Origin of the sequence: Micromonospora sp. NPDC000121 (assembly GCF_042899165.1) — a bacterium.
In the GTDB taxonomy this organism is placed as follows: domain Bacteria; phylum Actinomycetota; class Actinomycetes; order Mycobacteriales; family Micromonosporaceae; genus Micromonospora.
Genome location: NZ_JBIAZP010000013.1, coordinates 141,831 through 165,373 on the forward strand (window position 1 = coordinate 141,831; position 23,543 = coordinate 165,373).

Genomic DNA, 23,543 nt, shown 5'->3' on the forward strand with positions numbered 1-23,543 from the left:
CGCGTCGTGGTGGGGGTTCCGGGCAGCCCGACCGGCTCCGGGCGGTCAGGCTTGATCCCTCCGCCGGCCGGGCTGCCCGGAACCCCTGACGTGGTCGTTGTCCGCTTTGTGCTGTCGGATGGTCGTCATGGGTGACGGCGCGAAGGTGGTGGCGGGGAAGGCCGTGCCTCGGGGGGCGTTTCCGCACGTCAAGGTGGCGGGCGGGTTCGTCTTCGTGTCCGGTACGTCGTCGCGGCGGCCGGACAACACCTTCGCGGGCGTCGAGGTGGACGAGTTCGGCACCACCAACCTCGACATCCGGGTGCAGACCCGGGCGGTCGTCGAGAACGTCCGGGACCTGCTGCGCTCGGTCGGCGCGGACCTGTCCGACCTCGTGCAGGTCACCACCTACCTGGTCAACATGAACGACTTCGGTGGCTACAACGAGGTCTGGGCGGAGTTCTTCGACGCGACCGGCCCGACCCGTACGACGGTGGCGGTGCACCAGTTGCCCCACCCGCACCTGCTCATCGAGATTCAGGCCGTGGCCCTTCTTCCCTCGGGAGGTCAGTCATGAGTGACATCGCGGAGCCGTTCAGCTTTCCGGGCTGGATCGCCGAGAACCAGCACCTGCTCAAGCCGCCGGTGGGCAACAAGGAGATGCTGCCGGGCAGCGACGACTTCATCGTCATGGTGGTGGGCGGGCCCAACCAGCGCACCGACTTCCACGTCGACCCGTACGAGGAGTTCTTCTACCAGGTCAAGGGCAACATGCACGTCAACCTGATGACGCCGGAGGGGCCGCGGACGGTGCACATCCGCGAGGGTCAGATGTGGATGCTGCCGCGCAACACGCCGCACTCGCCGCAGCGGCCGGAGGCCGGCTCGATCGGGATGGTCATCGAGCGGGTCCGCGAGGAGGGCACGCTGGAGAGGTTCCAGTGGTACTGCCCGGAGTGCAGCCACAAGGTGCACGAGGTCGAGTTGCAGGTCCGCGACATCGCCGCCGACCTGCCCCCGGTCTTCCAGGCGTTCTACGCCGACGAGAAGGCGCGCACCTGCGACAACTGCGGCGCGCTGCACCCGGGGAAGGGCTGATGGCGGTGCCCGCCGACGGCCTGCCGGGGCAGGCGCGGTTCCCGGTGGTCGACGTGCACACGCACGTCGTACCGAAGGGATGGCCGGACCTCGCCGCGGCGTGCGGCGGGTCCGGCTGGCCCTGGCTGCGGGTCGACTCCGAGCGCGCCGCCATGATCATGGTGGGGGAGACGGAGTTCCGGCCGGTCGGCGCGGAGTGCTGGGACGCCCCGACGCGCCTCGGCGACATGACGGCGGACGGCGTCGACGTGCAGGTCGTCTCGCCCACCCCGGTCTTCTTCGGCTACGACCGCCCCGCCGACCAGGCCGCGAAGGTCGCGCGGATCTTCAACGACCTCACCCTGGAGGTCACCGCTGCCGGCGGCGACCGGCTGGTGCCGTTCTGTCAGGTGCCGTTGCAGGACCCGGACGCCGCCTGCGCCGAGCTGGACCGCTGCCTCGCGGCCGGGCACGCGGGCGTGGAGATCGGCAACCACGTCGGCGACCGCGACCTCGACGACGCCGGCATCGTGCAGTTCCTGACCCACTGCGCCGAGGTCGGCGCGCCGGTCTTCGTGCACCCGTGGGACATGCCGGGCGGCCCCCGGCTCGACCGCTGGATGGCCCGCTGGCTGACCGGGATGCCCGCCGAGACGCACCTGTCGGTGCTGGCGCTGATCCTCGGTGGCGTCTTCGACAGGGTGCCCGACACGCTGCGGATCTGCTTCGCCCACGGCGGCGGCAGCTTCCCCTTCTGGCTGGGCCGTGCCGACAACGCCTGGCACCGCCGCGGCGACCTGGTACGCGGATCCTCCGCCGCCCCGCCCAGCTCCTACGTCGACCGGTTCCGCGTCGACTCGGTCGTCTTCTCCGGGCCGGCGCTGCGGCTGCTGGTCGACACGATGGGCGCCGACCGGGTGCTGCTCGGCAGCGACTACCCGTACCCGCTGGGGGAGCGGCCGGTCGGTCGGGTGGTGCGCGAGGCGGACTTCCTCACCGACGACCAGCGCGCCAAGCTCCTCGGCGGCAACGCCCTGCACTTCCTCGGGACGATGAGTATATAAACCCTTCGGTCGCGTATATAGTGGATGCGTGAAGACCGTTATTGACCTTGATGATGAGCTGCTCGAGCGCGCCCGGCTCGAACTCGGCACCAAGAGCAAGAAGGACACCATCCACGCGGCGCTGCGTCTGGTGGCCGAGCGGAGCGAGCGGTTGGAGGCGGTCCGGGAACTGTTGTCGATTGACCGTGACTGGACGGGGATCGTGGACGACGACAAGACGCCGCCGGGCCAGCAGGATGCGGCGTGACCATCCCGGGCGGTCTCTACCTGATCGACACGTCGGCCTGGGCCCGGATGCGTCTTCCCGTCGTGCAGAAGCGCTTGTCCGCCGTCCTCGTGGAGGGACTGGCCGCCAGCTGTCTACCGCTGGATCTTGAAGATTGCAGAAGCGCGCGCGACTTCCGTGACGCCATGGCCATCCGTGCCCGCCGGGCCCAGCTCATGGTCGATCTTCCGGTGACTGCCGCGGTCGCCACCCGAGCGCGGGACCTGCAACTGGCGCTCACCGCTCGCGGGCACCACCGCGCGGCCAGTCCGGTGGACGTGACCGTGGCGGCCGTCGCTGCCGAGTACTCGGCCGTCGTGCTGCATTACCACCGTGACTTCGACCTTCTGGCCGAGGTCGGGGGGCCCCGGAGCGAGTGGGTGGCACCAGCGGGCACTTTGTCCTGACCGCTCGTGTCGGGCTGGCGATGGCCGGCAGAACCGGGAGGATGGGGGGATGGCCGAGCCGCACGACCTGACCGCGCTGGAGCAGGCCGCTGCGATCGCCCGCGGCGAGCTGTCCAGCGTCGAGCTGGTCGAGCACCACCTCACCAGGGTCGACGCGCTCGGCGACACGGTCGGCGCGTTCGTCACGGTCACCCCGGAGCTGGCCCGCGCGGCGGCCCGCGCCGCCGACGCCGCGCCCGCCGGGGAACGCGGCCCGCTGCACGGCGTGCCGACGGCGATCAAGGACCTCACCCTCACCGCCGGGGTGCGCACCACCTTCGGCTCGGCCGCGTTCGCCGACTTCGTGCCGCCCGTCGACGCCGACGTGGTCCGGTTCATGCGCGCGGCCGGGCTGGTCAGCCTGGGCAAGACGACCACCTCGGAGCTGGGTTGCTCACTCTACTCCGAGGGGCTGGTCGCCCCGCCCGCCCGCAATCCGTGGGACCTGGCGTACACGGCCGGGGGCTCCAGCGGCGGGGCGGCGGCGGCCGTCGCGGCCGGGCTGGTGCCCGCCGCCCAGGGCTCCGACGGCGGCGGCTCGCTGCGCATCCCGGCGTCGCTGTGCGGGTTGGTCGGCTACAAGCCGAGCCGGGGCCTGGTTCCAGGCGGCCCCGTCGGGTTCGGCGCCTACGGCCTGCCGACCAACGGGCCGGTCGGGCGGACGGTCGCCGACGTGGCGGCGCTGCTCGACGTGCTGGCCCAGCCGGTGCCCGGCGAGCCCTACCTCGCGCCCGCCCTGCCGGCCGGCGGCTTCCTCGCCGCGGCCCGGGCAGCGCAGCCCGGTCGGCTGCGGGTGGGGCGGTTCACCGCCCCGATGCTCGCCGACGAGCCGGTCCACCCCGACTGCGTCGCCGCCGTGGACCGGGCCGCCGCGCTGCTCACCGCCGCCGGCCACGAGGTGGTCGACGTCCCCGCGCCGCTAGGGCCGGCGGTGTGGCCGCTGTTCGAGATCGTCTGGTACGTGCTGGCGCTCGCGCCCGTGCCGCCGGAGCGGGAGGGCGACCTGCTGCCGCTGACCCGCCACCTGCGCGCCCGGGGCGCGGAGGTCTCCGCCGGCACCCTCACCGCCACGCTCGGCGAACTCCAGGCGCAGGTGCGCCTCGGTGTCCGGCGCACCGCCGGGTGCGACCTGCTGCTCTGCCCGACGCTCGCCGCGCCGCAGGCCCCGGTGGGCTGGTTCGCCGAGGGCGGCGACCCGGCGGAGGATTTCGACCGGCAACGTCGGTTCTCGCCCTACTGCGCGGTCTTCAACGTCACCGGCGATCCGTCGGTTTCGCTGCCGGTCGGCGTCACCGCCGAGGGGTTGCCCGTGGGCGTCCTGCTCACCGGCCGGTACGGCGACGACGCGAGGTTGGTCGCCACCGCTGCGCAACTGGAGAACGCCAGTGGCGGATGGGATCGCCACCCCGCAATCTGGCGGGCCGTCGGCTCCGCTAACGTGAATGGCAGCGGACTCGGGCGGTCGACACCATGATCGTCCACCCGACCCGGATGTTCGAGGTCTCTTCTTCCGCCTGGGGGCGTTGGGATTGTCTGTAACCGAGACGTTGCTGGTCTTCGTCGGCATCCCGGCGGCCGCGGTGCTGGTGATCGCCGGCCTGGCGTACGCCGGTAGCCGTGGCGGCGGCGGTGGCGGCGACAAGCGCTACCGGCCGGGCCGGCCCTTCGACTTCACTCCGGTCTGGTTCCTGGGCCGTCCGGAGCAGCTGGCCGACTCGGCCGGCACCGCCCTGGCAGCGGGCGCGCAGGCGCCGGCGCTGACCAGCCGCAAGCAGGAGCAGGCCGGCATCGAGGCGCCGGCCGGTGGAACCGGAGGCGCAAGTGACCGTTGGTGAGAAGCAGGTCGGGACGGGGACCCCGCCCGAGGTGCTGGACGGGCCGTTCTCGACCCGCCAGCTGCTGCGCATCGACGAGGCCCTGCGCCTGGCCGACCAGGGCACCGGCCTGGTCTTCTCGGTGTTCGTCGGCGGCCTCGACGAGCCGATCCGGGAGCACGCCGAGCGGCTGCACCGCCAGCTCGCCGAGCCGGACCGGTCCGTGCTGATCGCGGTGTCGCCCAACCAGCGCCAGCTGGAGATCGTCACCGGCCGGCACGCCCGCAAGCGCATCCCGGACACGTACGCCCGGCTCGCCGCGCTGTCCATGGTGGCGGCCTTCGGCGGCGGCGACCTGGCCGGCGGCATCATCAACGGCCTCGACCAGCTCGCCAGCCACGCCGGCAAGGGCTGAGCACCCCCGTTCACACCGAAGCCCGGTCCGCCTGTGCGGGCCGGGCTTCGTCGTGAGCGGACCCGGGCGGCCGGACGGTCGGCCAGGGCATCGTGCCGCGACCCGGCGTGCTGACGTCCCCCACCGCCTACCGGGACACCGCGACCGGCGGCGGCCCGGGCGGGACCCGCACGAAACGGGCCGGGGCCGGCGCGGGTCTCCCCACGCCGGCCCCGGCCCGTCGGACCTGCTCAGGCGCTCTGGGCGTCCTTGGCGCGGGCCTTGAGGGCCCGGACGACGCCGTCGCGCCCCTCGGCGACCAGCCGGCGCAGCGGGGCCGGGTGCCCGTCGGCGGCCAGCCACGCGTCGGTCGCCGCCACGGTCTCCTCCTCCACCAGGTACGTCGGGTACGCCAACTGCGCGAACTCCTGCGCCGGCTCGCTGTCCCGGCTGGCCCACACCTGGCCCACCGCGGCGAAGTACTTCTCCCGGTACGGCGCGACCAGCTCGACCTGCGCCGCGTGGGTGAAGCCCTGCAGCAGCGCCCGGTGCCGCCAGTTCGGCAGCGCCTCCGGCCCGGTCAGCTCCGCCCAGACCGCGGCCTTGTTCTCCGCCGTCGGCACCAGCGCGTGCGCGTGCGCCGCCTCCCGGTCGCCGCTGGCCGTCCGGTCGGTGGCCAGCTCGGCCTCGATCTCGGCGGGACCGGCCGCGCCGTTGGCGACCAGCGCCTGCAGCACCGTCCAGCGCAGCTCGGTGTCGACGGTCAGCCCGGCGGGGACGCCGCTGCCGGCCAGCCAGCCGCGCAGGGCGGCCAGGTCCTCCGCCGAGCGGGCCGCCGAGGCGTACGCCCGGGCCCAGGCGAGCTGGAAGCCGCTGCCCGGCTCGGCGGCGGCCAGCGCGGTGCGCGCGGTACGGGCCAGCTCGGCCCAGCCGGTCGGCGCCCAGGCCGGGTCGGCGTAGACGGTGAGCGTCGTGGTGGCCTGCCGCAGCGTCGCGGTGACCAAGTTGATGTCGGTCTCGGCGGGCAGCCCGGCCAGCACCAGCGCCACGTAGTCGCGGGCGGCCAGCTCGGCGTCCCGGGTCATGTCCCAGGCGGCCGTCCAGCAGAGCGCGCGGGCCAGCGACGACTCGAGCCCCGCGATGTGCTGCACCACGGTGGCCATCGACCGCTCGTCCAGCCGCAGCTTGGTGTAGGTGAGGTCGTCGTCGTTGAGCAGCAGCACGTCGGCGGCGCGCACGCCGCGCAGCTCGGCCAGCTCCGTCCGCTCACCGGTCACGTCCACCTCGACGCGCTCGCGGCGGACCAACCGGCCGTCGGTCAGGTCGTAGAGGCCGACCCCGATCCGGTGCGTGCGCAGCGTCGGGTGCCCGGCCGGCGCCTCCTGGCGCACCACGACGTTCTCGTAGGCGCCGTCCGCGCCTATGGTCACCTCCGGCCGCAGCGTGTTGACCTGCGCGGTCTCCAGCCACTGCGCGGCGAACTTGCGCAGCTCCCGGCCGGAGGCGGCCTCCAGTTCGGAGAGCAGGTCGTCGAAGGTGGCGTTGCCCCACGCGTGCTTGCCGAAGTACGCCCGCAGGCCGGCCAGGAACGGCTCCTCGCCCACGTACGCGACGAGCTGCTTGAGCACGCTGGCGCCCTTGGCGTAGGTGATCCCGTCGAAGTTGACCTCGACGGCCTCCAGGTCGGGCATCTCGCAGTAGACCGGGTGGGTGGAGGAGAGCTGGTCCTGCCGGTAGCCCCAGTTCTTCCGGATGGAGAGGAAGGTCGTCCACGCCTCGCGGAACCGGGTCGCGTGGGTGTTGCACCAGTGGCTGGCCCACTCGGCGAACGACTCGTTCAGCCACAGGTCGTTCCACCAGCGCATGGTGACCAGGTCGCCGAACCACATGTGGGCCAGCTCGTGCAGGATCGTGTTGGCCCGCTGCTCGTACTCGAAGTCGGTCACCTGTGAGCGGAAGATGTAGTGCGCCTCGGCGTGCGTGACGCAGCCGAAGTTCTCCATCGCGCCGGCGTTGAAGTCGGGCACCCAGAGCTGGTCGTACTTGGGCAGCGGGTAACGCACGCCGAACTGCTCGTGGAAGAAGTCGAAGCCCTGCTTGGTGATCAGGAAGAGGTCGTCCGAGTCCATGTACTGCGCCATGGAGGCGCGGCAGTAGGCGCCCAGGTCGATGCCGTCGTGGCTGTCCCGCACCTCGTGGTACGGCCCGGCACAGAGCGCGGTGATGTAGGTGCTCATCCGCGCGGAGGTGGTGAAGTGCACCGTCTTGAGGCCCTCGCCCGCCGGCTCCTCCCGCTCCACCGGCATGTTCGAGACCACCTTCCAGTGGTCCGGGACGGTGGCGTGCCAGGTGTAGACGCTCTTCAGGTCGGGCTGGTCGAAGCAGGCGAAGACCCGCTGCGCGTCCGCCGTCTCGAACTGGCTGTAGAGGTAGGTCTCGCCGTCGACCGGGTCGACCGAGCGGTGCAGGCCCTGCCCGCTGTTCGAGTACGCGAAGTCCGCGACGACGACCAGCGTGTTCTCGCTGGCGAGCCCGGACAGCGACAGACCCTTCTCCGCCGACCAGCCGTCGAGGTCGACGGGGGCGCCGTTCAGCGTCGCCGACCGCACCGAGTCGGCGGCCACCTCGATGAAGGTGCTCGACCCCGGCTCGGCGCACCGGAACCGGATCTCGGTGGTGGATCGGAAGGTGCGACCCTCGGCCGCCTGGACGGCGGTCGAGAGGTCCAGACTGATGTCGTACCCGGTCACGTCGAGCAGTCGGGCCCGCTCGGTGGCCTCGACCTGCGTCAGGTTGCGCACTCCCGGCACTGTTCGTCTCCATCCCGTCTCGCCGTACGCCCTCGTTGGCGCCCGTCACCGACCGCTCGTGACGGCCGGATTCGAGTCTTCCATGCACGAACACCCCGCGGTGGGCGAGGTCACGCTCTCATTCCGGTGCCGGTCGATGCCCGCCGGGGTGAAGATCGGGGCAGGCGCCGGAGGCCGGCGCCACCTGTCGCGAAGGGACCCACCGTGAGCGAGCGTGTCGCCGTAGACATGTGGTTCGACCCCATCTGCCCCTGGGCGTGGATCACCTCCCGCTGGCTGCTGGAGGTCGAGCAGGTCCGGGACGTGGACGTCCGCTTCCACGTGATGAGCCTGTCGGTGCTGAACGAGGGCCGGGAGGTACCCGAGAAGTACCAGGAGCTGATGCGCATGGGCTGGGGCCCGGTGCGGGTCTGCATCGCGGTGGAGCAGCGGTACGGCCAGGACGCCGTCCGGAAGCTCTACACCGCGCTGGGCACCCGGATCCACCTCGGGCAGGAGAAGCTTTCGCCGGAGCTGTTCGCGGCCGCGCTGGTCGACGCCGGGCTCGACCCGGAGCTGGCCGACGCCGCCGAGAGCGCCGGTTACGACGAGGCGCTGCGGGCCAGCCACGAGGCCGGCATGCGCCCGGTCGGCACCGACGTCGGCACCCCGGTGATCCACGCGCCCGGCCCGGACGGCGGCACGGTCGCCTTCTTCGGCCCGGTGGTCACCCCGCGCCCGAAGGGCGAGGCGGCGGGTCGGCTCTGGGACGGCGTCCTGCTGGTCGCCGGCACCCCGGGCTTCTACGAGCTCAAGCGCTCCCGCGAGCTCGGCCCCATCTTCGACTGACCGCCACGGCGGCCGCGAGCCGGGCGCCGGCCCCACCCGGCGTACCGCTCGCGGCCCCGGTCGGCGGGCCGGGGTCGCCGGCGTCACCGGGGGGCCGGCGGACTCGTTCTCTTCGGTGTCCGCCGCAGCGACCCGCAGGGCCGCACCCGCAGCTCGTGGAGGCAATGCCGATGGCCAAGCACCGTGCTTCCGGTGACGATCCGCTGACCGGGGAGGAGGTGACCGAGGGCCCGGAGGCGGCGTACTGGTCGGTCGACGACTCCCGCTGGCCGGCGGTCCGCCCCGACCTTCCCGCACACATGGTGGACCTGCTCGCCCCGCCGATCGTGGTCGGCGTCGCCCGCGTGCCGGCCACCTCCCGGCTCACCCCGCCGGTCGAGCACCGGCTCACCCCGCCGGTCGAGCACCGGCGGAACGCGCCGGTCGAGCACCGGCTCACGCCGTCGGCCGAGCAGCGCCGCAACGCGCCGGTCGAGCACCGGCCGGCGTCGACGGCCGGGCCGCGGACGATCCTGCCCGCCGCGCCGGGCGGTTCGGGCCGGCGACCGGCGGGCGCTCACGCGTCGGCCGGCCGGCACCGCCTGCCGGCGAAGTAGCCGCCGGTCGGGCGGGGGAGCGGCCGTCCGGCCACGGGCCGCCGCCGCGGCTGGCGGCGGCACCGCCTGCCGGCGGCGTGACCGCCGCGCCACCCGATCCGACGGACCGGGGACGGCCGCTCTTTCATCTGGTGGACGCCGCGCGGGTCCCGCCGCGCCGGTGGTGGCGTCGCCGGTAGCGTGGTCGCACATGACGGTCGTGCATCCGATCGCCCGGGCCTGGATCACCACTGGCGGCACCGGCGCGCAGAACTACGACGAGTTCGCCGACGACGCGGAGATCACCGCGATCATCGAGGCGAACCCGCACAGTGCCCTCGGCATCGAGATGCCGCACCGGGCGCCGGAGAGCCTGGGGAAGTCGTTCCTCGACGCCCTGCCGGACGCGGTGACCCGCCTCGCCGAGGCCAAGGCCGACGGCAGCTACACCCCGGCCGAGCAGGTGGTGGTCCTCTACCGGATCAGCGCGCCGGGGGAGGAGCCGGCGTACGGGCTCTGGGCCATGACCGACACCGACCAGATCTCCACCCGCGCCGACGAGCCCGGTCTGGTCATCCGCAACGAGGACGTCTTCATCGCCAAGGTGCGGGAGCGGGTGGCGCTGGCCGAGGCGCTGGGCCACCTCCTCTCGCCTGTACTGCTGCTGCAGACCGGGCGCGGCGACGAGCTGCACGCCGCGCTCGCGGCGGCGACCGACGCGGCCGGGGCGCCCGCGGCGACCGACACCGACCAGGCCGGGCGCACCCACGCCATCTGGCTGCTCGGCCCCGGCCCGCAGCAGGACGAGCTGACCGCCCTCGCGGGCGGCGGCGAGCTGGTCGTGGCCGACGGCAACCACCGCAGCCTGGCCGCGCAGACCGGCGGGCTGCCGCGCTTCCTGTCGGTGATCACCACGCCGGCGTCGGTGGCGATCCAGCCCTACAACCGGCTGGTCAGCGAGCTGACCACCACCGCCGACGAGCTGCTCGACCGGCTCCGCGCGGCCGGCGCGGAGGTCACCCCGATCGACGGCCCGGTCGAGGTCCCGGCGGCCGGCGGCACCGTCCACCTCCGTCTCGCCGGCCGGGGGTACGCCGTCACCCTGCCGCACGTCGGCGGCGGCCGGCTGGAGAACCTGGACCACGCGCTCGTCGAGCGGTTGCTGCTGCGCGACGCCCTCGGGTTCGACCCGGGCGACAAGCGGATCACCTACGTCGGCGGCGACTACCCGGCGAGCTGGCTGACCGGCGAGGTCGACGCGGGCCGGGCCGAGCTGGCCGTCCTGATCGCCCCGGTGACCGTGGACGACTTCGTGGCCGTCAACCTGGCGCGGGAGAAGATGCCGCGCAAGAGCACCTGGTTCACCCCGAAGGCACGCGGCGGCCTGGTGGTCGCCGAGCTGTCCCGCTGAGTTGTGACGAATCCGCCCCGGGGCGCCGCCCGCGCGGCGTCCCGGGCGCGCGCCCTGACAGACTGCGCGGTATGCGCGTCTACCTGGGATCCGACCACGCCGGTTTCGAGCTGAAGGTGCACCTGGTCAACCACCTGACCAAGGAGGGGTACGACGTCGTCGACGTCGGCCCGCACGCCTACGACCCGGACGACGACTACCCGGCCTTCTGCCTGCACACCGGTGACCGGGTGGTGGCGGACGCCGGCAGCCTCGGGGTGGTCATCGGCGGCTCCGGCAACGGCGAGCAGATCGCCGCGAACAAGGTGACCGGGGTCCGGGCGGCACTCGCCTGGAGCATCGAGACCGCCCAGCTCGGCCGCGAGCACAACGACGCGAACATCGTCGCGGTCGGCGCGCGCCAGCACACCCTGGACGAGGCGACCGCCATCGTCGAGGCGTTCCTGACCACCCCGTTCTCGGGAAACGAGCGGCACGCCCGCCGGATCGGCCAGATGGCCGACTACGAGCGCACCCGCCAGCTCCCCGCCCTTCCTGGGTCCAACAGCCCGACGCACTCCGCCTGACGACTCCCGCACTCCGATAGCCGGGGAGCCCCGGAGGGTGACGGCTGAGGCGGATCTTGGCAGGAAGAGGCCCTTACCGGGGCACCTTCCTGCCACGATCCCTCGGGCGGTCCGGGTTCGGCTGGGCGGCACGCGGGCGGGGCCGAGGTCAGCGGCGGGGGAGGTCCTCGCGGGGCGTCCAGTTCCGGCGGATGACCACCACGCGTTCCTCGGCCGCGGCCAGGTCCTCGGCGGTCGGCTGGGCGGCGTCGCGGGCCCGCATCGCGGCCGTCACGCCCACCTGGGACGAGCCGGAGCCGACCAGGCCGCGCAGGCCGCGCTCGCCCTCGTCGCCCGGGCCGCCCCGGCGACCACGCGGGGGCTCGGCGCCGTCGTGCACGTCGGAGGTCGTGGCCTGTGGCCCCTCGGGCGTGCCCGAGGGGCCGCCCGGGTGCCGTAGCCGGCGTCGCCGTCGTTCCACGTCCCCCATCAGCCGACCGTACCGCCCGAGGCCCGCCGCCGCCGCCCGCCCGGCCCACCCCGCCCGGCCGCCCCGCCCGGCCGCCGCCCACCCCGCCCGGCCGCCCACCCCACCCGGCGCCGGCCCGCCCGCTGCGGGCGGTGACGGACGGCCACCGGACCGACCGACGACGGCGCCGGCAGCGGGCGGTCGGGTGCAGGGGGGAGGTCAGAACACCTCCATGCCGGCGGGGAGCCGGTGCCAGCCGAAGGCCGGACCCGCGGCGGCCAACGCGCCGGGGCGCAGCTCGCGTACCCGGCCGGCGGCGGCGAGCGCGGCCAGCCCCGCGCCACCCAGGTACAGCTCGCCGAGGCAGCGCACGTCGCAGGCCAGCTCGGCCGGCCGGTCCGTCGGCGCGCACCCGGCCCGCTCCGGCCCGCCGGTCAGGTGCCAGCGGCCGGCGTTCTCCGGGAGCAACTCGTCGGTGACCTCGATCACCACGTCGACACCGGTCGCGTACCGGCGGGCGGCGAGCGCTGCGGGCACGTCCACCACCCGCAGCCAGAGCGCGTCGATCAGTTGGGCGCCGAGCCGGCGCGGCTCGTTGACCAGCCGCAGCAGCGGCTCGTCCACCGCGCCCGCCCCGAAGGAGAGCTGCCCGGTCAGGTCGAGCGAGAGCAGCATCCGCCACATCGCCGCGTACGCCGCCGGGGTGGCGGCCACCACCTCGTCGACCGTGGTGATCCCGTTCGGCCCGGTGCTCTCCCAGTTCGCCCGGGTGCGGAAGAGCCCGTACCCGTCCACGCCGTCCGGCCCCTCGTGCAGCACCGCCCGGCGCTCGGTGGCGCCGCCCCGTCGGTCGGCCGGGTCGCCCAGCAGGTACCGCCACCACGCCTCGTCACGGCTGGACCAGCCGGGGCGCTCGGGCCGCACCCGGTCGTACACCCGGGCCAGCTCGGCCCGGCAGTCGGCCGGCGCGGCCAGGCGCAGCCGGCCCTCGGCGGGTGTCGGGTCCGGCATCCGCAGCGCGACGGTGGCGCACTGGACGGAGAGCCGCTGGGCGGCCAGGCCGTAGCCGAAGCGGGGGTAGATGCCGCCCTCGCTGGCCCACAGCACCGCCACCGGTTCCCGGCCCTCGTCGCGCACCTGCCGCAGTTGCCGCACCATGAGCCGGGTGAGCAGCCCCCGGCGGCGGTGGGTGGGTGCGACGCCCACCCCGCTGACGTGGGCGGCCGGCACCCGCGCGCCCGGCACGGTGAGTTCCCGGGTGAACGCCCGCGCGGTGGCCACCGCCTCGCCGCCGTCCCGGACGAGCAGCGTGCGCTCCGGTTCGAAGAGCGCCCGCTCGACCTCGTGCGTCCCGGGGTCGGACGGTGCGTGGAAGAGGTGGCCCAGCAGCCGGGCCAACTCGTCGAAGTCCTCGGCTCGGGCGGTCCCGACCGGAAGTGGGGGATTCGTCACGCCGCCGTGTCTAGTCGATCGGTCCGGACTCGGCGACCGATTTGCCGGCTGGCTACCCTCGAAGCCGGACGGTGGCCGGTGGGCGCCGTCGGTCCAGGGGAGGGGACGAGATGGCCGACCAGACACAGCCGTGGGCCGAGCGGACCGTCGAGGTGCCGCCGCAGCCGGGTGTCGGGGTGCCGCCGCAGCGGGACGCGTACCGACGGGGGGTGGCCTCGGTCGGGCAGCCCCGGACTCCGCGCACCGAACCGTTCCCCGTCGTCGGTCAGGAGCCGGCCGACACGGGCTGGCCCGGCGGGTCGGCGCCGCGGCGTCCGCTGAGCTGGCACGTCGCGCAGCTCAAGCGCGGCGGCGAGTGGAGCGCCGCCGGGGCGCTCTTCGCGTTCGTCTGCTGGGGGATCTGGGCGATCTCGGGCGGGGGCGACCTGGCCGGGCCGCTGCTGATCTTCGTGCTGAGCCTGCTGGTGGCGGCCGGTCTCTTCGCGCTGGCCCGGCTGCTCGGCCGGGTGGTGCTGGAGCGGCAGTTGGGCCGGGTGCGGCGCAGCGCGCGCGGGGCGCACCTGGTCACGGCGGTCTTCCTGGCCGGCCTCGGCATCGCCTACCTGCAGCAGACCGAGTGGGTCATGTCGGCCTGGAACTGGATCACCGGGAACTGACCGGACAGGGGACCTCACCCCAACTGGCCGGAGAGAACCGTGTCACCCGCCGCACGCCCGGGCGGGTCGGCGTCCGCCGCCCGCCCGCGCGCCCGGTCGCGGGGTGTCGCGACCCCGGTCGTTCTCCACTCCACCAGATCGGCCGCTGCTTACCCGGCCGGTCGCGGTTCATCCGCCCCCGGGTCGGCCTGACCCGGCGGTCAGTGCTTGCCGCCGTGGCCCTCCGCGTCCGCCTTCGGGGACGCCACCCGGGCGGCGGGGTCCTCGACACCGGGCTGCCCGCCGTCCGGCGCGACCATCCCGTCGTAGTTGTAGATCGTGCCGTGCTCGCCGTGCTGCTTGGTGGTGCGGATGTAGCGGTGCATCATGCCGTCGATCTCCACCTCCACGAGGGCGTCGCCGCCCGCGTCGATGGTGCTGCCGTCCCGGGGGCCGCCGACCAGGTGTGCCTTCGTGTTCGTGTCCATGGGGCTGCGGTACCCGGGCGGTCCCGGCGCAAAACGGACGGTCGCCTCGGCGGCTAGTCGCGGAAACGGTGTGCGGGAACCCGGCCGGCCCGCCCCGGCCGGGTTCCCGCGCGTGTCCGCCCCCGCTACGCCCACCGTGCCGGCGACTACCGGACGTGATCCGCCCTGCTCGACCGGGTGACGATAGCGTGCGGCGCGGCCCCGTCCCGGCCCCCGGCCGCCCGGCGGCGCCGGGTGCGGGAACTCCGTGCCCGGTCGGCGGGGTCCGGAGGGTCGGCTGGTCGCGGGCCGGTTTCCGGGCGGTCCGAGCGTCCGGGGGTGGGGCCGACCGACGCCGGCGCATTTCAGTGATGGATATCGATGTAGCAGAAAGTTGCATATTCCATACCGTCGATCAGCCCTCTAGTGTCCATGACCAGCGGCCGGCCATCGACCGATGCCGATCATTGTCGGCGTGTGTCGGGCCGACGCAGCTCCGTCCGCGGCTGTGACCGACAGCCGCACGGGCTCGGGACAGGAGGCGTGATGAGGTCGGGCGACAGCGGGTCCGCGGCACCGGTTCCCGTCTCGGACGGATCGACGTACCGGTACACCGCCACCCGCCCGGCGGCCGTCGGGCCGCACCCCGCGGCCGACCCGGGCAGCGAAGCCGACGGCGACCGGGACCGGGTGGCCACCGCCGCCCTGGCCGCGGTGGAACTGCTCGACCGCCTGGGCCGCCAGGCGCCGGTCCGGGTCCGGGCCGGCGTGGAGGTGCTGGATCTGCCGGCCTGGCCGGCAGACCTGCACCGGATGCCCGGCGACCGGGCCCGCGCCGCGGTCCGCGCGTGCGCCGACGCGCCCGACCACGAGGGCGGCGACCACGTCCTCGTGGTCCTCGACGGCGGGGCGCCGACGCCGCCCGCCGACGCCCCGCCCGTGCTGCTCGCCGCCGACGTCACCGACACGGCGGTCACGGTCGTGCTCCGCTGCGCCGCCGACGACCCGTGGTCGGCCGGCGCCGCCGCCGTGGCGGAGATGTACGCCGAACTGCTGGCCGCCCTGCTCGCCGACCCGACGACGCCCACGTCGGAGGCGCCGGCCCTCGGGCCCGCCTCCCGGGCGCTGGTCGAGCGGGCCGCCGGCCGCCGGCACGACGACGGGCCCTTCGTGGCGGTGCCCCGCATGATCGAACACCGCGTCGACCTGCATCCGCACCGCCGGGCGGTGTCGTTCCGGGGGCGCTCGCTGACCTACCGCGAACTGGACGACCTGGCCAACGGTGTCGCCGCCGCCCTCGCCGCGCGGGGGGTCGGACGGGGCGACGTGGTGCCCGTCCTCCTCGCCGACGGCCTCGAACTCCCCGTCGTCGACCTGGCCCTGATGAAGCTCGGCGCGGCCTTCGTGCCCGTCGACCCCGGCTGGCCGGCGGACCGGCTGCGCGCGTCCCTGGCGGTGATCCGGCCCCGGCTCGCGGTCGTCCGGGGCGGCGACCCGCGTCCCGACACCGGGGAGGTTCCCTGCCTGCCCGTGGACCTCGACGACGTCACCCCGACCCGCCGCCGGCCCGGGGTGCCCGTCGGCCCGGGCGACCTGATCTACGGCATCTTCACCTCCGGCACCACCGGCGCCCCGAAGTGCGCGGTCAACCGGCACGACGGCATCGCCAACCGGTTCCGGTTCATGACCCGCTACTTCGCGGCCAGCGGCGCGGAGGTGGTGCTGCAGAACAGCCGGCACACCTTCGACTCGTCGGTGTGGCAGATGTTCTGGCCGCTGACCACCGGCGGCCGGGTGGTGGTGCCCGTCGAGGGCGGCTTCCTCGACGTCGAACGGACCGTCCGGACCATCGCCGACGAGGCCGTCACGATGACCGACTTCGTGCCGAGCGTGCTCGGCGCGCTGGTGTCGGTCCTGGACCGGGACCCGGCCGCCCGCCGCGCCGTCGCCACGCTGCGGCACGTGATCGTCGGCGGCGAGGAGATCGACCCGTGGGCGGTGCACCGCCTGGCCGACCTGGTGCCGGGGGTGTCGGCCACCAACGGGTACGGCCCGACCGAAGCCTCCATCGGCATGGTCTTCCACACCGTCACCCGGTCCGACGGCGACGTCATCCCCATCGGCCGGCCCATCGACAACTGCTACGCGACGGTGGTGGACGCCGAACTGCGCCCCCTGCCGCCCGGCGCGACCGGCGAGATCGTCATCGGCGGGGTCTGCCTCGGCGAGGGATACCTCGACGACCCGGCCCGCACCGCCGAGGTGTTCGTCCCAAACCCGCTGCCCGGAATCCCCGGCACCCGGCTCTACCGCACCGGGGACCTGGGCCGGCTCGCCGCCGACGGCCGGCTGCACTTCGTCGGCCGGCGCGACTTCCAGCTCAAGGTCAACGGCGTCCGGATCGAGGCCGGCGAGATCGAGACCGCCGCCACCCGGCTGCCCGGGGTGCGGCAGGCGAAGGTGCTTCTCGCCCGGGAGGGCCGGGGGAAGTCGCTGGCCCTCTTCGTCGCCGCCGACCCGGAGGTGACCGAGCCGGCGGTGCGGGCGCACCTGCGCCGGCTGCTGCCCCGGCCCCACGTGCCCCGGCACGTCGTGGTGCGGGACGCGCTGCCGCTGACCGGCAACGGCAAGGTCGACCGGCGGGCCCTGGAGACCTGGCTCGACCGTACGCTCGCCGAGCGGGCGCGCGCGGCCGCCGCGCGCGCCGAGGCGCGTACGCTCCCGGACCGGGTGCTGGCCGTGTTCCGGACCGTCCTCGGCCGGCCGGACCTCGACGCGGACACCGACTTCCTCGACGCCGGCGGCGACTCGCTCCAGGCCCTCGACGTGGTGACCGCGCTCGGCGCCGACCACCGCGTCCGGGTGGGCGTCCAGGACCTCTTCACCCACCCCACCGCCGCCCGGCTCGCCCGGGTGGTCGCGGCGCGGCTGCGCGCGGCCGACCCCGCCGAGACCGAGACCGAGCTGGTGGAACGCGACGCGGCCGTCCCGGCCGACCTGCCGGTGCGCCCCGTCGCCCGGCGTCGGTCGCCGCGCACCGTCCTGGTCACCGGCGCCACCGGTTTCGTCGGCGCGCGGCTGGTCCACGAACTGCTCGCCACCACCGACGTCCGGGTGCTGTGCCTCGCGCGGGCCGCCGACGACGCCGAGGCCACCGCCCGCGTCGTCCGGGCGCTGGCCGAGCGGGGCCTGTGGCGGCCCGGCCACGGGCTGCGCCTGCACGGGTACGCGGCGGACCTGGCCCGACCCGCCCTCGGCCTGGACCCGGAGACCTGGGCCCGGTTGGCCCACGACTGCGACCTCGTGCTGCACGCCGGGGCGCTGGTCAACTTCCTGTTCGACTACCGGGCCCACCGTCAGGCGAACGTCCTCGGCACCGCCGAGCTGCTCCGGCTGGCGCTGACCGGCCGGCCGAAGCCGCTGCACCACGTCTCCACCCTCGGCGTCCTCGACACCGAGGCCGCCCGCCGCCCCGACCCGCTGCCGGAGGGGTGCGACCCGGCCCACGTCGTCCCGCCCACCAGTGGCTACAGCCGGTCGAAGTGGGTGGCGGAGCGGTATCTCGCCGAGGCCCGGCGGCGCGGCGCGACCGTCACCGTGCTGCGTCTCGGCGAGGTGATGCCCGCCGCAGACGACGGGCAGCCCAACCCCCGGGCGCTGACCCACCTGCTGCTGGCCGCCTGCCACCGGCTGCGGATGCGCCCCGACGCGCCGGTCCGCTCCGACTGGACACCCGTGGACTGGGCCGCGCGGCGGATCGTCGCCACCGTCGTCGACCCGCGGGTGTGGGGCAGCACGCTGCACGTCCTGCACCCCGTGAGTGTCGACTTCACCGACCTGCCGCTGGCCGGCGCGGACGCCCTGCCCCGGGTGAGCTGCGTGCGCTTCGTGGCGGCGCTGCGCGAGGCGGCGACCGACGGCGACCGGGCCGCCGCCGTGCTGCTCGCGCTCTTCCCGCCCGGGGCCGGCACCGACGAGGAGCGGCTGCGGGCGGTCTTCGCGACGCTGCTCACCGACAACCCCCGGCTGTTCCGCCGCGACGGCTGCGCCGAGCTGGAACGGCGCCGGGGCTTCACCGACCACCGGCTCGGGCCGTCCGTCGGCGCCTACCGCGCCTGGCTGGGCGAGCACGAGCGACGGGCGACCGACCGGCTGCTGCTGCCGGCGGGACCAGGGTGACCAGCCGCGTACGGCGCGGCGATCGGCACGGACGAGGGAGTGGAATGCGATACCGCAGGATGGGTCGGCTCGGCTGGCAGGTCAGCGAGGTCGGGTACGGGATGTGGGGCATCGGCGGGGGACCGGGCGGCTTCACCGGCTGGGACTACGACACCGCGCCGGCCTGCCTGGACGAGGCGGTGGAACGGGGCTGCAACTTCTTCGACACCGCCTGGGTCTACGGGCGGGGCGTCAGCGAGCGGCTGCTCGGCGCCCTCGTGCGCCGGCACCCCGAGCGCCGGCTCTACCTGGCCACCAAGATCCCGCCGAAGAACCGGGAGTGGCCGCCCGGCCCGCAGGACACCCTGGACGACGTCTTCCCGCCCGACCACATCCGCGAGTACACCCACCACAGCCTGGAGAACCTCGGCGTGGACCGGATCGACCTGCTCCAGTTCCACGTCTGGGAGGACCGCTGGGCGGCCGACGGCCGCTGGCAGGAGACCATCGCGGACCTCAAGCGGGAGGGCCTCGTCGACGGCGTCGGGATCAGCGTCAACCGGTGGGAGCCGACGAACTGCCACGCCGCCCTCGACACCGGGCTGATCGACGTAGTCCAGGTCATCTACAACATCTTCGACCAGGCGCCCGAGGACGAGCTGTTCCCCCGGGCGCAGCGCGACGACATCGGGATCATCGCCCGGGTGCCGTTCGACGAGGGGACGCTGACCGGCACGCTGACCGCCGACAGCACGTGGCCGGAGGAGGACTGGCGCAGCACGTACTTCGGCCCGGAGAACCTGCTGCCCAGCGTGGAGCGCGCCGAGCGGCTGGCCGGCGACGTGCCGCCGGGGATGACCATGCCGGAGCTGGCGCTGCGGTTCATCCTGCACCACCCGGCGGTCAGCACGGTGATCCCCGGCATGCGCCGCGTCGAGCACGTCCGCGCCAACCTGGCCGTCAGCGACGGCGCGCCGCTGGACGCCGGGCTGCTGGACCGGCTGCGCGGCCACCGCTGGGACCGCAAGCCGACCTGGTGGTCCCAGTGAGGCCCGTCCGCCACCCCGGCGACGCGCGGGTCCGGCGGGCGACGCGGTACGGGGGGCCCGCATGCCGGTGATCGCCATGTGGGCGCATCCGCGGGCGCTCTCCACCGCGTTCCTGCGCATGATGATCGCCCGTGGTGACGTGACGGTCGTGCACGAGCCGCTGGTCACCCTCGTCGACGAGGGGCACGTCGACCTGCCCACCGCCGACGGCGGCAGCGTCACCGTGACCGACCCGGCCGACGTCGTCGCCCACCTGACCCGGCTGGGCCGGGACCGGACGGTCTTCGTCAAGGACACCCTGGAGTACCGGTACGGGCACCTGTTCGACGATCCCGAGGCGATCGCCGACGTCACGCACACCTTCATCGTCCGGGAACCGGCCCGCACGATCAGCTCGCACTACGCCATCAAGCCCACGGTGACCTGCCCGGAGATCGGCTTCGAGCACCAGTGGGAGCTGTTCGACCTGGTCCGCCGGACCGCGCGCCGGCCGCCGGTGGTGATCCGGGCCGAGGACCTGCTGCGCCGGCCCGCCGACACGGTGGCGGCCTGGTGCGCCGCCGTGGGGCTGCCGTTCCGGCCGGAGGCGCTGAACTGGGCGCCGGGGGAGCGCGCCGAGTGGCGGCGCACCCGCAAGTGGCACCTCGACGTCGAGCGCACCTCGGGCTTCTCGCCGGTCGCCAAGTCCTTCGAGGTGACCGTCGACAACGACGACACCCTGCGCTCGTACCACGACCACCACCAGCCCTTCTACCAGCGGCTGATCCGGCACGCCATCGCCATCGGGGAGGATTCATGACCACCATCGCCGCGCCGCCCGTGACCGCGTCGTCGACCCTGTCGCCCGGCGAGGTGTTCGCCCGCGCGTACGCCGCCGACCCGGCCGGTGCCGAGGTGCGCTTCGACTACACCATCACGGACGCCTTCCAGCCGACCAAGGAACGCCCCCGGGTGACCGTCCGCAACCTGTTCCGCAAGCGGTCCGTGGGGATGGACCCGGTCCGGTTCTGGTGCGAGGGGCGGCCCGACGCCGGGGAGGCCGCCGCGGTGCACGAGTCCGGCCTGCGCCGCGAGGCGGCCTTCCGGTTCGGCACCGCCTCGGCCGGCGTGCACCCGATCCGCGCCTGGGTACGCGTCCCCGAGGAACTCGCCGACGACCCGGAGGGGCTGGCCGTCTTCGTCGACTACCGGCTGCTGGTCCGCCTCGCCACGGCGGAGAACCAGGCGCTGACCATCGGGGAGCACGGCCTGTTGCGGCACCCGGAGATCGGGCGGCTGCCGTACCGGCACGACTGGCTGACCGGCCTGCTCGCCGCCTGCGACGAGATCGAGCAGACCGGCGCCACCCCGCACGCGATGATCGTCAACCCGAGGGACTACTACACCCACCTGCTCGGGCGCGACGCGCTGCTGGCGGACCTGCACCGCAACGGCGTCCTGATCAGCCGTACCCGGATGGTGGCGCCGGGCGAGGCGGTGGTGGGCGACTTCGCGATGGCGGCGCGCCTGCTCGACGCCGGGCGCTCCGCGATCCGCGTGGCGACCCCGCCGCCGGGCACCTTCGCCATCGACGGCCCGGCCGTCTGCGCCGAGATCCACGAGGGCCTGGCCGTGCACCTGCCGACCCACTTCTTCCACGTCGTACCGGCCTAGGAGCGTCACCGGATGACCACGACCGGCGGGAAACTCTCGTTCTACCGGCCCATCGTGCCGCTGTTCGGCGCCATCTTCCTGTGCCTGCTCGGCGTCGGCGCGTCCCTGGCGGTGCTGCCCTTCTACGTCCTCGACGAACTCGACGGCAACCGGGTCGAGGTGGGCGTGGTGATCGCCGCGATCGCGGTCTCCGCCGTGATCGCCCGGCCCATCGCCGGCCGGCTCGGCGACCGGCACGGGTACCGGACGGTGATGCTGGCCGGGGCGGTGGTGTGCGCGGCCGCCGCCGCGGCCTACCTGGTGGCCGGCAACGTCGGCGTGCTGGTCGGCGTCCGTGTGCTGCACGGCGTGGGCGAGGCGGCCGTCTACACCGCCGGCGCCGCCTGGCTGGTGGCGCTCGCGCCGGCCGACCGGCGGGGCCGCGTCGTCGGCCTGTACGGCATCCACATGTGGCTGGGCATCACGCTCGGCGCGCTGCTCGGCGCGGTGCTGCTGCGCACCTCGGGCGGCTATCCGGCCGTGTGGCTGTTCGCGATCGTGGCGGCGCTGGCCGGCGCCGCGCTCGTCGCCGTCCGCCCCGGGCCGGAGCAGCCGGAGCCGAAGGGGCCGGCCGGCATCCTGCCGCGCAGCGCGGTCGCCCCGGGCGTCGCGCTCTCCCTGGCCGGCTTCGGGTACGCCGCGCTGGCCGCGTTCGTCGCCCTGCACCTGGCCGACCGGGGCATCGAGAACGGCATCGCCGCGTTCAACGCGTTCGGCTTCACCTACGTCGGGGTCCGGCTGTTCGTGGGCGGGCTGCCCGACCGGCTCGGCGCCGGCCGGGTGGCGGTCGCGTCGGCGCTGGTGGAGGCGGTGGGGCTGCTCCTGGTCGCCGTCGCGCCGAACCTCGTGGTCGCGGTCGTCGGCGGGTTGGTGATCGGCGCCGGGCTCTCGCTGCTCTTCCCGGCGCTGGCCCTGCTCGTGATCAACCGGACCGACCCGGCGCACCAGGGGGCGGCGCTCGGCGCGTTCACGTCGTTCTGGGACATCGGCCTGGTGGCCGGGGCGCCGCTGGCCGGTCTGGTCGCCAGCGTGGCCGGCTACCCGGCGGTCTTCCAGGTGATGCTGCTGGCGGCACTGGTGTCGGCGGGCATCTCGGCGTGGACGATGCTGCCCCGTCGCTCCCTGGTGGGCCAACGCCCCACCTGACCCACCCGACCCCGCCACGCTCCTGAACGCCCGCGAGGTGGAAGGAAGGGCACCTTCCTAACGCCTGGGCATAGGAAGGGGCCCTTCCTTTCAGCTGACCGGGAGGGGGCGGGCGGGTGAGTAGGGGGCGGGATCGACGGGTGGCGGGGCGTCGACCGCCAGCGCGGCGAGCAGCGCGCCGGCCGCGGGCGCCGTCTGGACGCCGTAGCCGCTCAGCCCCGCCAGCCAGAGGAAGTCCGGCGCGTCGGGTGCCGGGCCGATCACCGGCACGTCGTCCGGGGCGGTGGTCCGCAGGCCGGCCCAGGCCCGGTGGACCCGGCGGAAGCTCAGCGTGGTCGCCTCCTGCACCCGCTCGGCGCCGATCGCCACGTCGAGGTCGTCGGGGCGGACGTCCCCGGGCGGCGCCGGGGTGGCGTCGGACGGGGAGACCAGCAGGCGCCCCGACTCCGGCTTGAAGTAGAAGGTGCCGGCCACGTCGGCGACCATCGGCCAGTCCGCCGCCGGGACGCCGGCCGGCGCGTCCACGAGGAAGGCGGTGCGCCGCAGCGGGGTCAGCCCCACCGGTCGTACGCCGGCCGCCGCGGCGACCTCGTCGGCCCAGGCGCCCGCCGCGTTGACGACGACCCGCGCGGCGAACTCGCCGGCGTCGGTGGTGACCCGCCAGGCCCCGCCCGCCCGCCGCAGCCGACGGACCCGGGCGCCGCACACCACCCGGCCGCCGGCTCCGCGGATTCCGCGCAGGTATCCCTGGTGCAGCGCGGCGACGTCGAGGTCCCGGGCGGCCGGCTTCACCATCGCCCGCCGGCACCACCCCGGACGCACCACCGGGCAGTACGACGCCACGTCGGCCAGGTCGATCTCGCGGGCCGGCGGGTCCACGTCGGCCCCGTCGCGCAGCGCCGCGTCGAACTCGTCCTCGGCGCCCGGCGGGCAGAGGGTGAGCACGCCGCGCGGGGTGAGCAGCGGATGGTCGGCGAACCCCGGCGGCGGGGCGGCGAGGAAGCCCCGGCTGGCCCGGGTCAGCGCGCGCACCACCGGCCCCCCGTAGTACTCGGAGAACAGGGCGGCCGAGCGGCCGGTGGAGTGCTGGCCGGGGACCTGTTCCATCTCGGCCAGCAGCACGCTGCCGTACGCGGCGAGGTGGTGTCCGGCGCTGGCGCCCGCGATGCCCGCGCCGATGACCATATAGTCGATCGTCACTGGATTCGACGGTAGTCGCAGACGTCCCCGGCGACAACCGTTGATGGGCGTCGATGTTGTGAGGGCG

23 protein-coding genes are annotated in these 23,543 nt (G+C 74.7%); 18 read left to right on the top strand and 5 right to left on the bottom strand.

All coding sequences use genetic code 11. The annotated features are described in order from the left end of the window. Positions 1 to 127 precede the first annotated feature (127 nt). From ACFY23_RS28630 to ACFY23_RS28665, 8 genes are all read left to right on the top strand, one after another. A complete protein-coding gene (locus tag ACFY23_RS28630; RefSeq protein WP_350684420.1) occupies positions 128 to 556 on the top strand; it encodes a RidA family protein in 429 nt (142 codons plus the stop codon). After that, positions 553 to 1,077 (top strand): 3-hydroxyanthranilate 3,4-dioxygenase, encoded by a 525-nt coding sequence (locus ACFY23_RS28635; RefSeq protein ID WP_350684421.1) that lies wholly within the window; start codon positions 553 to 555, stop codon positions 1,075 to 1,077. The genes ACFY23_RS28630 and ACFY23_RS28635 overlap by 4 nt, the downstream gene beginning before the upstream one ends. Beyond that, complete coding sequence (locus ACFY23_RS28640; RefSeq protein ID WP_350684422.1) at positions 1,077 to 2,120, top strand: amidohydrolase family protein; 1,044 nt, start codon at positions 1,077 to 1,079, stop codon at positions 2,118 to 2,120. Before ACFY23_RS28635 ends, ACFY23_RS28640 begins: the two co-directional genes overlap by 1 nt. A 28-nt stretch (positions 2,121 to 2,148) precedes the next feature. Further along, a complete protein-coding gene (locus ACFY23_RS28645) occupies positions 2,149 to 2,367 on the top strand; it encodes a type II toxin-antitoxin system VapB family antitoxin (protein WP_350684423.1) in 219 nt (72 codons plus the stop codon). Beyond that, positions 2,364 to 2,792, top strand: coding sequence for a hypothetical protein (locus tag ACFY23_RS28650; RefSeq protein WP_350684424.1), 429 nt, complete (start codon positions 2,364 to 2,366; stop codon positions 2,790 to 2,792). The genes ACFY23_RS28645 and ACFY23_RS28650 overlap by 4 nt, the downstream gene beginning before the upstream one ends. A gap of 49 nt (positions 2,793 to 2,841) precedes the next feature. Next, entirely contained in the window at positions 2,842 to 4,305 is a 1,464-nt protein-coding gene (locus tag ACFY23_RS28655; RefSeq protein WP_350684425.1) for an amidase, read from the top strand. A 73-nt stretch (positions 4,306 to 4,378) separates the two neighbouring features. Then, positions 4,379 to 4,666, top strand: a complete 288-nt coding sequence (locus ACFY23_RS28660; RefSeq protein WP_350684434.1) for a hypothetical protein — start codon at positions 4,379 to 4,381, stop codon at positions 4,664 to 4,666. Then, positions 4,653 to 5,060 carry a DUF5130 family protein gene (locus ACFY23_RS28665; protein WP_350684426.1) on the top strand — a complete coding sequence of 136 codons (408 nt, stop codon included), beginning with the start codon at positions 4,653 to 4,655 and terminating at the stop codon, positions 5,058 to 5,060. The genes ACFY23_RS28660 and ACFY23_RS28665 overlap by 14 nt, the downstream gene beginning before the upstream one ends. Before the next feature lie 230 nt (positions 5,061 to 5,290). Here the strand turns inward: ACFY23_RS28665 and pepN are convergent, their stop codons facing one another. Further along, the gene (gene pepN / locus ACFY23_RS28670; protein WP_350684427.1) at positions 5,291 to 7,840 is read right to left on the bottom strand and encodes an aminopeptidase N; all 2,550 of its coding nucleotides are present in this window, start codon (positions 7,838 to 7,840) and stop codon (positions 5,291 to 5,293) included. Between the two features lie 213 nt (positions 7,841 to 8,053). On the opposite strand from pepN, the gene ACFY23_RS28675 reads away from it, so the two are divergent. From ACFY23_RS28675 to ACFY23_RS28690, 4 genes are all read left to right on the top strand, one after another. Then, positions 8,054 to 8,677, top strand: a complete 624-nt coding sequence (locus ACFY23_RS28675; RefSeq protein WP_350684428.1) for a DsbA family protein — start codon at positions 8,054 to 8,056, stop codon at positions 8,675 to 8,677. 170 nt (positions 8,678 to 8,847) lie between these two features. Next, a complete protein-coding gene (locus ACFY23_RS28680; protein ID WP_350684429.1) occupies positions 8,848 to 9,273 on the top strand; it encodes a hypothetical protein in 426 nt (141 codons plus the stop codon). A gap of 190 nt (positions 9,274 to 9,463) precedes the next feature. Further along, positions 9,464 to 10,663, top strand: a complete 1,200-nt coding sequence (locus tag ACFY23_RS28685; RefSeq protein ID WP_350684430.1) for a DUF1015 family protein — start codon at positions 9,464 to 9,466, stop codon at positions 10,661 to 10,663. A 71-nt stretch (positions 10,664 to 10,734) separates the two neighbouring features. Beyond that, positions 10,735 to 11,229 (top strand): ribose-5-phosphate isomerase, encoded by a 495-nt coding sequence (locus ACFY23_RS28690; protein ID WP_350684431.1) that lies wholly within the window; start codon positions 10,735 to 10,737, stop codon positions 11,227 to 11,229. Between the two features lie 148 nt (positions 11,230 to 11,377). Here ACFY23_RS28690 and ACFY23_RS28695 read toward each other — a convergent pair whose 3' ends face one another. After that, the gene (locus ACFY23_RS28695; protein ID WP_350819606.1) at positions 11,378 to 11,698 is read right to left on the bottom strand and encodes a hypothetical protein; all 321 of its coding nucleotides are present in this window, start codon (positions 11,696 to 11,698) and stop codon (positions 11,378 to 11,380) included. A 198-nt stretch (positions 11,699 to 11,896) separates the two neighbouring features. After that, a complete protein-coding gene (locus ACFY23_RS28700; RefSeq protein WP_350687250.1) occupies positions 11,897 to 13,129 on the bottom strand; it encodes a GNAT family N-acetyltransferase in 1,233 nt (410 codons plus the stop codon). Positions 13,130 to 13,239: 110 nt separating this feature from the next. Between ACFY23_RS28700 and ACFY23_RS28705 the strand changes: the two genes are divergently transcribed. Continuing rightward, the gene (locus tag ACFY23_RS28705; protein ID WP_350687251.1) at positions 13,240 to 13,785 is read left to right on the top strand and encodes a hypothetical protein; all 546 of its coding nucleotides are present in this window, start codon (positions 13,240 to 13,242) and stop codon (positions 13,783 to 13,785) included. A gap of 200 nt (positions 13,786 to 13,985) precedes the next feature. Here the strand turns inward: ACFY23_RS28705 and ACFY23_RS28710 are convergent, their stop codons facing one another. Beyond that, on the bottom strand, positions 13,986 to 14,252 hold the full coding sequence (locus ACFY23_RS28710) for a hypothetical protein (protein ID WP_350687252.1): 267 nt from the start codon (positions 14,250 to 14,252) through the stop codon (positions 13,986 to 13,988). 525 nt (positions 14,253 to 14,777) lie between these two features. Between ACFY23_RS28710 and ACFY23_RS28715 the strand changes: the two genes are divergently transcribed. From ACFY23_RS28715 to ACFY23_RS28735, 5 genes are all read left to right on the top strand, one after another. Beyond that, complete coding sequence (locus tag ACFY23_RS28715; protein ID WP_350819607.1) at positions 14,778 to 18,410, top strand: non-ribosomal peptide synthetase; 3,633 nt, start codon at positions 14,778 to 14,780, stop codon at positions 18,408 to 18,410. Positions 18,411 to 18,454: 44 nt separating this feature from the next. Beyond that, a complete protein-coding gene (locus ACFY23_RS28720; protein WP_350686448.1) occupies positions 18,455 to 19,438 on the top strand; it encodes an aldo/keto reductase in 984 nt (327 codons plus the stop codon). A 61-nt stretch (positions 19,439 to 19,499) separates the two neighbouring features. Beyond that, on the top strand, positions 19,500 to 20,237 hold the full coding sequence (locus ACFY23_RS28725; RefSeq protein ID WP_350686446.1) for a hypothetical protein: 738 nt from the start codon (positions 19,500 to 19,502) through the stop codon (positions 20,235 to 20,237). Further along, a complete protein-coding gene (locus ACFY23_RS28730) occupies positions 20,234 to 21,091 on the top strand; it encodes a family 3 encapsulin nanocompartment shell protein (RefSeq protein WP_350686445.1) in 858 nt (285 codons plus the stop codon). The genes ACFY23_RS28725 and ACFY23_RS28730 overlap by 4 nt, the downstream gene beginning before the upstream one ends. Before the next feature lie 12 nt (positions 21,092 to 21,103). Further along, complete coding sequence (locus ACFY23_RS28735; protein ID WP_350686444.1) at positions 21,104 to 22,276, top strand: MFS transporter; 1,173 nt, start codon at positions 21,104 to 21,106, stop codon at positions 22,274 to 22,276. A 90-nt stretch (positions 22,277 to 22,366) separates the two neighbouring features. On the opposite strand, the gene ACFY23_RS28740 is transcribed toward ACFY23_RS28735, so the two are convergent. Beyond that, positions 22,367 to 23,476, bottom strand: coding sequence for an FAD-dependent oxidoreductase (locus ACFY23_RS28740; protein WP_350686443.1), 1,110 nt, complete (start codon positions 23,474 to 23,476; stop codon positions 22,367 to 22,369). Between the last annotated feature and the right edge of the window lie 67 nt (positions 23,477 to 23,543).

Coding starts and splice junctions, on each gene's coding strand:
- ACFY23_RS28705 (WP_350687251.1), top strand. CDS start 13,240: ATGGCCGACCAGACACAGCCGTGGGCCGAGCGGACCGTCGAGGTGCCG.
- ACFY23_RS28680 (WP_350684429.1), top strand. CDS start 8,848: ATGGCCAAGCACCGTGCTTCCGGTGACGATCCGCTGACCGGGGAGGAG.
- ACFY23_RS28725 (WP_350686446.1), top strand. CDS start 19,500: ATGCCGGTGATCGCCATGTGGGCGCATCCGCGGGCGCTCTCCACCGCG.
- ACFY23_RS28695 (WP_350819606.1), bottom strand. CDS start 11,698: ATGGGGGACGTGGAACGACGGCGACGCCGGCTACGGCACCCGGGCGGC.
- ACFY23_RS28640 (WP_350684422.1), top strand. CDS start 1,077: ATGGCGGTGCCCGCCGACGGCCTGCCGGGGCAGGCGCGGTTCCCGGTG.
- ACFY23_RS28635 (WP_350684421.1), top strand. CDS start 553: ATGAGTGACATCGCGGAGCCGTTCAGCTTTCCGGGCTGGATCGCCGAG.
- ACFY23_RS28720 (WP_350686448.1), top strand. CDS start 18,455: ATGCGATACCGCAGGATGGGTCGGCTCGGCTGGCAGGTCAGCGAGGTC.
- ACFY23_RS28710 (WP_350687252.1), bottom strand. CDS start 14,252: ATGGACACGAACACGAAGGCACACCTGGTCGGCGGCCCCCGGGACGGC.
- ACFY23_RS28730 (WP_350686445.1), top strand. CDS start 20,234: ATGACCACCATCGCCGCGCCGCCCGTGACCGCGTCGTCGACCCTGTCG.
- ACFY23_RS28655 (WP_350684425.1), top strand. CDS start 2,842: ATGGCCGAGCCGCACGACCTGACCGCGCTGGAGCAGGCCGCTGCGATC.
- ACFY23_RS28630 (WP_350684420.1), top strand. CDS start 128: ATGGGTGACGGCGCGAAGGTGGTGGCGGGGAAGGCCGTGCCTCGGGGG.
- ACFY23_RS28735 (WP_350686444.1), top strand. CDS start 21,104: ATGACCACGACCGGCGGGAAACTCTCGTTCTACCGGCCCATCGTGCCG.
- ACFY23_RS28690 (WP_350684431.1), top strand. CDS start 10,735: ATGCGCGTCTACCTGGGATCCGACCACGCCGGTTTCGAGCTGAAGGTG.
- ACFY23_RS28685 (WP_350684430.1), top strand. CDS start 9,464: ATGACGGTCGTGCATCCGATCGCCCGGGCCTGGATCACCACTGGCGGC.
- ACFY23_RS28715 (WP_350819607.1), top strand. CDS start 14,778: ATGAGGTCGGGCGACAGCGGGTCCGCGGCACCGGTTCCCGTCTCGGAC.